This is a genomic window from Deltaproteobacteria bacterium (assembly GCA_019308905.1).
In the GTDB taxonomy this organism is placed as follows: Bacteria; Desulfobacterota; BSN033; order WVXP01; family WVXP01; genus JAFDHF01.
In genome coordinates this window covers 43448-53849 of record JAFDHF010000019.1, presented here as the reverse complement: position 1 = coordinate 53849, position 10402 = coordinate 43448, and the positions used below count along the sequence as shown (strand labels likewise).

General features: G+C 58.6%; 10 protein-coding genes and 1 tRNA gene. All 11 read left to right on the top strand.

All coding sequences use genetic code 11. The features are described 5' to 3' along the window. On the top strand, window positions 1–417 hold a 417-nt coding region (locus JRJ26_08475; GenBank protein ID MBW2057513.1), incomplete at its 5' end, for an Lrp/AsnC family transcriptional regulator. Window positions 418–907: 490 nt separating this feature from the next. Next, window positions 908–2737, top strand: coding sequence for an FAD-binding protein (locus JRJ26_08470; protein ID MBW2057512.1), 1830 nt, complete (start codon window positions 908–910; stop codon window positions 2735–2737). Then, the gene (locus JRJ26_08465) at window positions 2697–4115 is read left to right on the top strand and encodes a 4Fe-4S dicluster domain-containing protein (protein MBW2057511.1); all 1419 of its coding nucleotides are present in this window, start codon (window positions 2697–2699) and stop codon (window positions 4113–4115) included. The genes JRJ26_08470 and JRJ26_08465 overlap by 41 nt, the downstream gene beginning before the upstream one ends. After that, the gene (locus tag JRJ26_08460) at window positions 4112–5602 is read left to right on the top strand and encodes an alpha-hydroxy-acid oxidizing protein (GenBank protein MBW2057510.1); all 1491 of its coding nucleotides are present in this window, start codon (window positions 4112–4114) and stop codon (window positions 5600–5602) included. The genes JRJ26_08465 and JRJ26_08460 overlap by 4 nt, the downstream gene beginning before the upstream one ends. Before the next feature lie 721 nt (window positions 5603–6323). Beyond that, entirely contained in the window at window positions 6324–8165 is a 1842-nt protein-coding gene (locus tag JRJ26_08455) for a hypothetical protein (protein MBW2057509.1), read from the top strand. Further along, entirely contained in the window at window positions 8162–8494 is a 333-nt protein-coding gene (locus tag JRJ26_08450; GenBank protein MBW2057508.1) for a YggU family protein, read from the top strand. The genes JRJ26_08455 and JRJ26_08450 overlap by 4 nt, the downstream gene beginning before the upstream one ends. Before the next feature lie 71 nt (window positions 8495–8565). Continuing rightward, window positions 8566–8660 (top strand) — tRNA-Sec (locus tag JRJ26_08445). A gap of 113 nt (window positions 8661–8773) precedes the next feature. After that, window positions 8774–8971 (top strand): twin-arginine translocase TatA/TatE family subunit, encoded by a 198-nt coding sequence (locus tag JRJ26_08440; protein MBW2057507.1) that lies wholly within the window; start codon window positions 8774–8776, stop codon window positions 8969–8971. A 16-nt stretch (window positions 8972–8987) separates the two neighbouring features. After that, window positions 8988–9548: a 2-amino-4-hydroxy-6-hydroxymethyldihydropteridine diphosphokinase gene (gene folK, locus JRJ26_08435; GenBank protein ID MBW2057506.1), complete on the top strand. Its 561-nt coding sequence runs from the start codon at window positions 8988–8990 to the stop codon at window positions 9546–9548. A 4-nt stretch (window positions 9549–9552) separates the two neighbouring features. Beyond that, on the top strand, window positions 9553–9834 hold the full coding sequence (locus tag JRJ26_08430; protein MBW2057505.1) for a hypothetical protein: 282 nt from the start codon (window positions 9553–9555) through the stop codon (window positions 9832–9834). A gap of 263 nt (window positions 9835–10097) precedes the next feature. Continuing rightward, window positions 10098–10385: a hypothetical protein gene (locus JRJ26_08425; GenBank protein ID MBW2057504.1), complete on the top strand. Its 288-nt coding sequence runs from the start codon at window positions 10098–10100 to the stop codon at window positions 10383–10385. Window positions 10386–10402 lie beyond the last annotated feature (17 nt).

The window sequence follows — 10402 nt, the reverse complement described above, 5'->3', positions numbered from 1 at the left end:
CAAGACGGGAGAATTTCCAACATCAGGATCGCCAGGACCCTCGGGGTCTCGGAGGCGACCGTGAGAAACCGCCTCCAGAAGCTGCTGGAGGAAAAAGTAGTTCAAATCGTCGCGGTCTGCGATCCTTTCAAGATCGGTTTCGGCATCGTGGGAAGCATCAGCATCAACATCGACCCAAAGAAGGTGAACACGGTTCTCAACGAACTCAACAAACTCCAAGAGGTCTGGTACATAGCCCTCACCACGGGCAGTACGGATGTCGACATCGACTTCAACGTCAGGTCTCTCGATGACCTCCGCGTTCTACTTTACGACAAAATAACCAGGATAGACGGCATACTCCGTACAGAGACCTCTGTAATCATGGAATTCGTCAAGAGGAGATACGACTGGGGGACCGCCCTCACCACGAAATAGCCTCTTATTCCGCGGCACGGCAGCAAACGGATAGGGGGATTCTCTTGGGACAGAGGGAGAAACGATCACAAAGCCGCCTACTTCCGGGAACTCTCGCAAGAAGAGGGGAAAGGTCGTGTTCGTGATTAGTGTTCGTGATTCGTGACTCGTGTTCGTGAGTCGTGATTCGTGTTCGTGAGTCGTGAGTCGTGTTACCGGGGAAGGGGCAGGAACCGCCCGCCCGCCGACCTCGGTAGGGTCACCGCCCTGATCTCAGGAGCGAGGGGGCATGGGTGTTCTCCTGCCAAAACAGAAAAAATCGCGAAGTCATATACTTGCAAGAATCCTCGGCCGAAAACTCAGGAAACTTCACGGAATTTTCTATTGAAAAAGGACCCTGTTCTCTAATAGAATACGAGGAATCTTTTGTTTGCGGTCTCCCCTCTGGGAACCTCTCTTTCAGTACGCTTTGCTTCTGCAAGAAACCGATTCCGAGTCTGGAGCCATCCCCTTGAGAAAGGCTGTCCCTGCCGACATCCGAGAGTTCAGCAAGAGAGTCGAACGAGGCCGGATCCTCACCGGTAAATCCGACCGGGCCATATACAGCCACGACCTGGGAGAGATCCCACCCAGGCTGATGAATCTCTTGTTCGGTTCCCTGCCGGCCTGTGTGATTCAGCCAGCCACCGAAGAAGAGGCCGCCGAGGCCATAAGATACGCAAGGACCCGAGGAATTGCCGTGATCACTCGCACGACAGCCTCTTCGGGATTCGGAAACGTCATTCCGACAAAAGGGGAGGTTGTCATCGACGTCGGTGCCCTCAAGGAGATCCTAGACCTCGACAGGTCTGCCCCATCGATCACCGTCCAGGCAGGAGCGAGATGGGCAGATGTGGAAACCTTTTTGAACTCCGAGGGGCTCGCCTTCTCGACCTATCCAAGCAGCTACTATTCCTCTGTGGGAGGCTGGATCGCCACAGGCGGGCTGGGGATCAACAGCCTCGGTTTCGGCCATCTCAAGAGACACGTCCTCGCCATGCGCGTGGTTTTCCCCACGGGAGAGGTAAGAGAGCTTCTGCCCTCTGATCACTGGTTCGATCGCTTTTTCGGCACAGAGGGGCAGTTCGGCTTGATTACCCGGGTCTGTCTCAAGGTGAGACAGCGACCGGAGGGGATCTTTCCGGCCCTCCTCTCCTTCGACGGAGAAGTCGAGGCATTCCGGTGGATGGGATCCCTGACGGGAACGGATAAGGCATGCAACCACGCAAAACTGATGGATCCCCTCATTGCCGCGGAGATCAATCGCTTCTATGGTGAACCCCTGTTGGAGCCCAGGTACTCGGTGCTGGCCGTTTTCGAAAAATCCGGTGACCGGGAGAAGCTCACGCCAGGGCCGGGCAGAAAGGAGCCCGATCACCTCGCCCGTTTCCTATGGCACGAGCGGCTCTTCCCCCTCCGCCTCAGCCGGGTGGGATCGGCTCTCCTGGCGAGCGAAACCCTCCTGCAAGAAAGGGCGGCTGTCCCATACCTGGCAAGGGCTCGCCTGCTGGCACGGCGGTTGGGGTTCGATCTTCTCGTTGAGGCCCACGCAGTCGGCCCCCGGCTTCTCTTGATGATGCCGCACTTTTTCTGCGAGCCGACGAGGCCGCTCCGCTACTCTCTGGCCCTTGTCTTCACCTCCCTGCTCACGCAGATGGCCGTGGACTCGGGCGGGATTCCTTACGGCCTCGGCCTGTGGAACAGCCCATTTATCGGGCGTAGATTCGATGCTTTATCCCTGAAGGCTCTGAAGGAGTGGAAGGCCCGCGTGGACCCGAACCATCGTTTCAACCCCTCGAGGTTCTTCGGGTTCGGGACACGCTTTGTCGACCTTCCACCGTGGTTCTTCCGCGCCCTGATGAGAACCCTCGTCTTTACCTCTCCCCTCTGGTCCGGGCCAGCCGGCCTCCTCTGCTCGGGCGGACCGGCCAGGGTCAGGACCTTCACTCCCATGGAAAAGGCCGCCCTCTTGTGCAGCCGTTGCGGGAGCTGTCTGTCTGCCTGCCCTGCCTACCTGGTCACCGGGGATGAAGCTCTCACCGCCAGATCCAAGCTCGGACTGATTCGAAGGATGTTGAATGGGGAACCCTCCTGCCCTGAGGAACTCCAGAAGGTATTCCTCTGCCTCCACTGCCGCGGCTGCGAACGGGTCTGCCAGAGCAGGCTCGGCCTCGTAGAAGCCTGGAAGGAACTGGAGGAGAGGGTAGCCCGCACCTATGGGACCCCGCAAGACAGAGTCGCGAGGTTCATGAAAGAGATCGATGGAAGTGACGAGTATGAACGGATGGTCGACCGCTGGTAGGACTCGACCGGTACGATACAGCATCGAGACGAGTTGTGCCCTCCCGAGGTATACCCCTGTCGGCCGCTTCAGAGTTCTCAGACACGAAAAGACCTGCATCAACTGCGGCCGTTGCATCAAGGAGTGCATCTACGACGTCCACAGGCGAAAACCCGAGGATCCCAGGCTCATGGACGAACCCCTCTCCCACCTCTGCAAGAACTGCTTCCGCTGCATCCAGCAGTGCCCGACCCGGTCCCTTTCGAAGATACTCAACCCCGAATACCTTCGGCTCGGCGATGAATACTGGACACCGGAGATCATTACCTCCACCTGGCTTCAGGCTGAGACGGGAAGGATCCCCGTCTTCGGAGCGGGTTACAGAGGCCCCTTCTCGGGGCCTGGATTCGATTCCATGTGGACGGACATGTCCGAAATAGTCAGGCCCACCCGGGACGGCATACACGGGCGGGAGTATATCCACACGGGAATCGACCTGGGCAGGAAGCCCGACCATCTGGAGTTCGACGGAGCGGGGAATCTCGCCGGTCTGCCGGCGAGGGTGGTTCACCTGCCCATCCCCGTCCTCTTCGGCGCCTTTCCCGTGGATCTTTACGGAACGAAGGTTGCGGAGGCAGTATGTCTGGCCGCCCGGAGCCTGGGTACCTTCTTCGCTTTCGATCCGGGCAACTGGCCGTCCCTCCTGAACCGATACAGCTCCTCGGGCGTACCCAGAATAGGGGACGACTTGGAGAAGGCTAGGGCGTCGATCCAGGGGGCGGCCATGGTGGAGATCCCCTTTTCCAAAGACTGGGGCAAGAAGCTGGAACAAATCAGGAAAATCAACCCAGATGCACTCGTCTCTGTGGCCCTCCCCTTCACGCCGGATGCAGACACGGCGGTGGAGGCCCTTGCAGCGGGGTCGGCCGATGTGATCCACCTCATGGCGGACCGTCACGGGCGGGCCCCTCTGCTCCCCGGAAGTCCTTTCCTCAAGGATGCCCTCCAGTGGATCCATCTCCACCTTGTTGAAAAGCGGATCCGCGACGAGGTGACCCTGCTTGCCAGCGGTGGAATCGCTGCAGCCGAACACGTTCCCAAGGCGATCATCTCGGGGGCCGACGGCGTCGTCATCACATACCCCCTCTTGATCGGGCTGGAGTGTCTTGCATGCCGGGAGTGCAGCCTACCTGATACCTGTCCCCGGGAGATCCGGCACATCGACCCGGACTGGGGGGCGACCCGCATGATCAATCTCATGGCAGCATGGCAAAACCAGCTTCTGGAGGTTCTCGGAGCCATGGGGCTCCGAGAGGTCAGGCGTCTGAGGGGCGAAACGGGCAGGGCCCTCTACTTCGATCAACTCGAAAGGGAGGTCTTTCAGGAGGAATTCCGGTGAAGCAGGTGGAGAAAAGGATCGTGAGAGCACCCTCCCGGTTCCGGAACGCACTGCCCCGTTATGCCGTGGAACGGACCGTGCGGTGTATCAGGTGCGGCACGTGTGTTGAGCTCTGTCCTCTCGGTGTCCACGAAATCAGGCCCGGCCAGAACCTCGTCACTTCTCCCAATGTCGAGCGGTGCATCGGGATCTCATGCAGGGAGAACGACTTCTTCTGTGTTGCCCACTGCCCCATGGAGGCTCTTTCGATCTCTGAGAATCCTCTCTTGCAGACACTTGGAGACCGGAGGTGGACGCCCGAACTCATCCTTTCGACATGGGAACTGGCGGAAACCGGGTTTCCTCCAGCCAACGGAAAGGCCGTCGAAGGGGGGGATTCGGGGGGCGGTTTTGACAAGCTCCGCTTCAGGTGGAAAAGGGAGGCGCCCCGTCTCGAGTCCTTGCTGGAAGCCCGGATCAATCTCTCGGTCCGGCTCAACCGCCGAGATCGTGGACCGGAAAGATCCATAGGCCTACCTCTTTACGGGGGCGGCATGTCCTTTGGTTCGATCAGTCTTCCCACCATGATAGGCAAAGCAGGGGCGGCTCGCAACATGGGGACCCTTACCTGCACTGGAGAAGGGGGATACCCGGACGAACTCGTCCCCTATGCACCATGGGTCATCACGCAGGTCGCCACAGGGCTGTTCGGAGTGCGGGAGGAAACCATCAAGCTGGCTCCTGTGGTGGAGTTCAAGTACGCCCAGGGGGCAAAGCCGGGCCTCGGAGGCCACCTGCTGGGCGACAAGGTCACCCCGGCAGTGGCGGCACTCAGGGAGACAGTGCCGGGCCACAGCCTCTTCTCCCCCTTCCCGTTTCACAGTGTCTATTCCGTGGAGGACCATAGAAAGCACCTCGACTGGGTTCTGGAGATCAACCCCGATGCATTGGTTTCGGTCAAGGTGTCGACTCCCACCGATGTGGATATGGTGGCCGTGGGGAGCTACTATGCAGGGGCTCACATAGTCCATCTGGACGGGGGATACGGGGGAACGGGTGCGGCCCCCGAGATCGCCAAGAAGAACATCGCCATGCCTATCGAGTACGCCATTCCAAAGGTACACCGGTTTCTTGAGCAGGAGGGGATCAGAGACGAAGTAACCCTCATGGCCGGTGGCGGCATCCGCACAGCCTACGACGCGGCCAAGGCCATCGCCCTGGGAGCCGACGGAGTCGTCATCGGCACGGCCGAACTGGTAGCCCTCGAATGTTGCCGGTGCGGAAACTGCGAGAGCGGCCGCGGATGCCCAAGGGGTATAGCTACTACCGACGAGGAGATGTCCTGCCTCATGGATCCTGAATGGGCGATCCAGCGAATCACCAATCTCTACCACGGGTGGAAGATCCAGCTCATGGAGATCCTGTGGCGGCTCGACCTGGACTCCGTGGAGGAGCTCAGGGGAAGGAGAGATCTTCTGTTCCATGAAGACTACCAAGGGACAAGATGAGCCGGGGGCGGCTCTGACAAGGGGCGGGCCTCTGCGCCATTCCAAGGCCTCGGGCGAAGGGGGGTGCGGCGTTGTCGGGTATGCCTCGACCGTTCCCTTCGGCGGTCGCCATATCCTCCCTCCCTGCATGCAGATGCACAACCGTGGAAATGGAAAGGGGGGAGGCGTTGCCGCTGTCGGGCTCTGCCCGGAGGACTTCTCTGTGTCCCACCGGGAACTGGAAGAGGACTACCTCATCCAGATCGCCCTCCTCGATCCCTCCTGCCGGCCGGATATTGAGGGGAAGTACATATATCCCCACTTTCGAGTTGACCAGGCAGCACGCGTTCCCACCGAAAAGGACTACAGGGATATCCCGGGGTTGGAAGTCAGCCCCCCGGAGGTATGGCGCTATTTCTGCAGAGTCAAGGAGAACAGGCTGGGTTCTTTCATGATATCCCTGGGTTGGGGAGACGAAAGGGCAGCCCAAGCGGAGGACGAATTCGTCTTCCGAAACTCCCTTCGCATCAACGAGGAGTTTTACAGCTCCCTCGGGGAGAAGAGGGCTTTTGTTCTCTCCCACGGCCGGAACATGTTTATTCTCAAGGCCGTGGGATATGCCGAACACGTGATTCTCTACTACCGACTCGGAGACGTGAAGGCCCGCGTCTGGATCGGACACCAGCGCTATCCTACAAAGGGGAGGGTCTGGCATCCCGGGGGAGCCCATCCATTCGCGGGGATGAACGAGGCTCTCGTCCACAACGGGGATTTCGCCAACTATCACTCCCTCACCGAGTACCTGAAGCAGAGGGGACGGGTGCCCCAGTTCCTAACCGACACGGAGGCGGCGGTCCTGGTCTTCGATCTTCTGAACCGGACCTACGCCTACCCCCTGGAGTATGTCATCGAGGCTCTCGCCCCCACGACGGAACTCGACTTCGAACTCCTCCCCGAGGAAAAGAAGCCCGTATACAGGGCGATTCAGCAGGCTCACATCCACGGTTCCCCGGACGGGCCCTGGTTCTTCATCATCGCCCGTAGTATTCCGAGCCAAAGGAAAGAACAGCTAATCGGCATAACCGATACGGCCATGCTCAGGCCCCAGGTTTTCGCCCTCCACGAGGGAGACGTATCCGTGGGACTCATAGCTTCGGAGAAACAGGCCATCGACGCCACCCTGGAGAGTCTCTCCCGGGAAGACGAGAGGATCTGCCCGGTGGCTGACCTGTACTGGAACGCCCGGGGAGGGAGCCGGACCGACGGGGGCGCCTTTGTTTTCAGTCTCCTTCAGGAGGACGGCGCGAGGCGGCTCGTCTGCACCAACAAGTTCGGCGAGGTGGTCTTGCCGCCTACCCCTGGTAAAATGGCGGCTACGCCGCTCCTCCCCAACCTGGTCTCCCTGGAAGTGGGTGAGGCACTCTTCGAAATGGAAGAAGAGACGCTCTACCACAGGCTTTCCGAATCGGTCAGCAGCGGTCGAACCGATGCCAGGGAGATCTTTGATCTCCTCGCCCGGAGTGGAGAGGAGGGTGACGGAGTGACGAGGAGGCGGATCATTGCCGTCCTGACGTTGTTCAATGACCGATGCCCTCCGGCGACTCGGTACCGGAGGAGAGAGATGCTCAACTGGTGCCGTCTGGCTCTGGACCGGGTTTTTGACTCCCTTCCCATGGTCAACGGCAAGCAAGATTCCCTCCTCAGGGTGGACTGGCTCCACCGGCTGGAGCTTGTTCCTCCCACGGGGGAACAATGGTTGGTTATAGATGCACAGGGGTTTCCGGTCGACGGCCGGGATTGCCTGGCCCGGTTCCTCGTGGAGGCCTTTGAAATGGGATGGAGGCGCTTGGTCTGTTACAGGCTGAGGGGTCACCGGTTTGTCGGCTCCGGGCTGGGCCCTGGTACCGGGGGGGTCCGTCTCCATGTCTACGGCAGCTCAGGGGACTATCTGGGCTCGGCCATGGACGGAGCCGAACTGGTGGTCCATGAAAGCTGCCAGGATCAGGTGGGGCAGATCCTCAAATCGGGGAAGCTCGTCATCCACGGGGATGTCGGGCAGACCTTTCTGTACGGGGCCAAGGGAGGATCCGTCTACGTCAGGGGCCACGCCGCGGGCCGCCCCCTGATCAATGCCGTGGGTGCCCCCAGGGTGGTTATCAATGGGACATGCCTCGACTATCTGGCAGAGTCCTTCATGGCGGGTGACCCCCTTTCAGGAGGCGGTTTTGCCATCATCAACGGCCTCCAATTCGCGAAAGAGGGTTGCCTGAAGGAGCTGGATAGGCCCTACCCCGGGGGAAACCTCTTTTCCCTGGCAAGCGGCGGGGCCATATACATCCGGGATCCCAGGGGCACGGTCTCGCCCCATCAGCTCAATGGTGGGGAATTCTCGGAGTTTCTCGACCAGGACTGGCTCCTCATCAGGCCTTACCTCGAAGAGAACCAGCGCCTTTTCGGGATCGAGATCGAAAGGGACCTCCTCAGGGTCGACGGAGAAGACCGCCAGCCCGGGGAGGTTTACAGGAAGGTCGCGCCGGCCAGGCTCACGGTCTTATCCCCAGACCTCGACCGGGGTTCCGAATGAGCGGGACGGATCTGTTCAGAGTCATCGGTTCCACAGAAGACCGAAAGGGCGTCAGATTCAGGGTGCGCGTGCAACCCAGGGCAAGGAGGAACGCAATCCTCGGTACCCACGGAGGTGCCCTCAGGGTTTCCATCACCGATCCGCCCGTGGGCGGCGCGGCCAACCGCGGCCTGAAACGGTTTCTCGCAAGGGCTCTGGAAATACCGGCTTCCAGGGTGGAGATCCTTTCAGGACAGACCTCCAGGGAGAAGACGATCAGGATAACCGGCATGGGAAAAGGCGAGCTTGTCGGGCTCCTCTCCAGGCAGGAGAGAGGAGAGGAAGCATGAGGGTTGCCCGAGAGTCAGGGCCAGGTTCTCCTCTATTGACTTTTTGCCCTCCATCTGGCAATAATAATGTCGGAAGTGGACAGGTCCTGGTGGGCCTCCTGGACTTCAAATCCAGTGGTCCTGTGGAGAGCGGGACGGTGGGTTCGATTCCCATGCACTTCCGCCATCATCTCCTTCCCGTGGCTGAATGAGGGTTGCCGGATGGGTAGCAGCCATGAAGGGCGGGAGATCTTGAGAAGAGGGAACGGTTTTCTGCTCTCTCTTGAAGGTGGAGGGGTAATGTTCGGAATAGGGATGCCTGAACTGCTGATCATCTTGGTGATCATCCTCATCATTTTTGGGGCGGGAAAACTCCCCGAGATCGGAGCCGGCATTGGCAAGGGAATCAAGAATTTCAAGAAAGCCTCCAAAGAACCTGACTCCATCGATGTCACTCCAAAAAAGAACGAGGAGGTGGGAGAGGAGAAGGAAAACTGATCTTCTCTCCCCCTGAATGCCAGAGATCCGACTGGATCGAATCCTTGCCAGAATCAATGGTCTCGATACGTGTTACCTGCGGACCGGAGCTGTGAAGAATATCGCCTGGATCGGCATCGGTTCCAATGTCGGCGATAAGGTCGGCAATTGTCAGGCCGCCATCGATCGGCTTAATAGCTGCAGAGAAAACCGGGTCCTCCGGTGCTCCTCTCTTTACAGGACTGAACCTGTCGGGTACTTGAACCAGGACTGGTTCATCAACTGCGTGGTCAGACTCGAGACGGCCCTGGGCCCGGAGGAGTTTCTCTCACGTCTCAAGAACCTGGAGAAGGCACTGGGCAGGAAAAAGACCTTCACGTGGGGGCCTCGCGTCATCGATCTCGACATTCTCCTTTTCAACAGAGAGAAGCTGAGTACCCAAGACCTCCAGATACCTCATCCCCGCCTTCACGAGAGGGCTTTTGTCCTGGTGCCTCTCTGTGAAATCGATCCGGAAGCCGTTCATCCCGGGTTGAAAAAGACAGCCAGCCGGCTCCTGGCGGACCTGGGAAAGGTGGAAGGAGTGGAGAAGATCTGATTCCATGAGAATTCTCGTTCTGCTGGCTCTCATCTTGATCCTCTATTACCTGCTCAGAGGGCTTTTCCGCCCGCGCACAGGAGCAGGGGATAGGGTGAGAAGGTATGGGGGCATGGAATCCACAGGGAAAAACGAACTGGTAAAGGATCCTTACTGCCAGACATACATTCCCAAGGATACCGCCCTGCGGGCAAGGATAGGGGGTGAGGATCTCTTTTTCTGCAGCGAGACGTGCATGAACAGTTATCTCGAGGAGAGAGAAGAGCAGGGTGCGGCCAAAAAATGAGCGGTCGCGTTTTTTTTCTTGAAAGGACAGGAAATTTTTCATATTATCACATGAAGTCGGTACAGATTGTGGAAGGAGGTGATGGGGGAACAAACCAGTCTAAATTCCATCTGAAGCGACCTTTCCCAGATCGAACCCCGCCAGAGAGCTTGCTGGGGATTGGTCAACATATCTTAATTCTAATTAATGCCCGGAAGGGTGAGAGAGGGACAGGTAATAGGCTAGGGAAGAGACTCTAAGGTTCAAACGAAAGGGGTGAGACTATGACGAAAAGAATCGGAATCTGGGTTTTGGTTTTGGGAATGTCTCTTGCACTCTTCATAGGCTGTGCAGGGCTAAAGTACAAGAAAATGGTCCCAGACTATGAAGCCAGGATCCAGAGACTCAAGGATCTGGGGGGTGAGGAGAAGGCTCCGTATGAAACCACCAAGGCCGAGAACTGGCTGAAGGCCATGAAGTACGAAGCCGACGAACATGACGCCAAAGGTGCCAAGATGGCCAAGGACAAGCTCGATCACTATCTCGAGCAGGGAATGTCTAAGATTCCATAATTCCAAGGGAGGTGAAA

Bases quoted from the DNA above. Each gene is read 5' to 3' on its own strand.
- JRJ26_08465 (MBW2057511.1), top strand. From the start codon at position 2,697: ATGGAAGTGACGAGTATGAACGGATGGTCGACCGCTGGTAGGACTCGA.
- JRJ26_08455 (MBW2057509.1), top strand. From the start codon at position 6,324: ATGAACGAGGCTCTCGTCCACAACGGGGATTTCGCCAACTATCACTCC.
- JRJ26_08450 (MBW2057508.1), top strand. From the start codon at position 8,162: ATGAGCGGGACGGATCTGTTCAGAGTCATCGGTTCCACAGAAGACCGA.
- JRJ26_08440 (MBW2057507.1), top strand. From the start codon at position 8,774: ATGTTCGGAATAGGGATGCCTGAACTGCTGATCATCTTGGTGATCATC.
- folK (MBW2057506.1), top strand. From the start codon at position 8,988: ATGCCAGAGATCCGACTGGATCGAATCCTTGCCAGAATCAATGGTCTC.
- JRJ26_08430 (MBW2057505.1), top strand. From the start codon at position 9,553: ATGAGAATTCTCGTTCTGCTGGCTCTCATCTTGATCCTCTATTACCTG.
- JRJ26_08425 (MBW2057504.1), top strand. From the start codon at position 10,098: ATGACGAAAAGAATCGGAATCTGGGTTTTGGTTTTGGGAATGTCTCTT.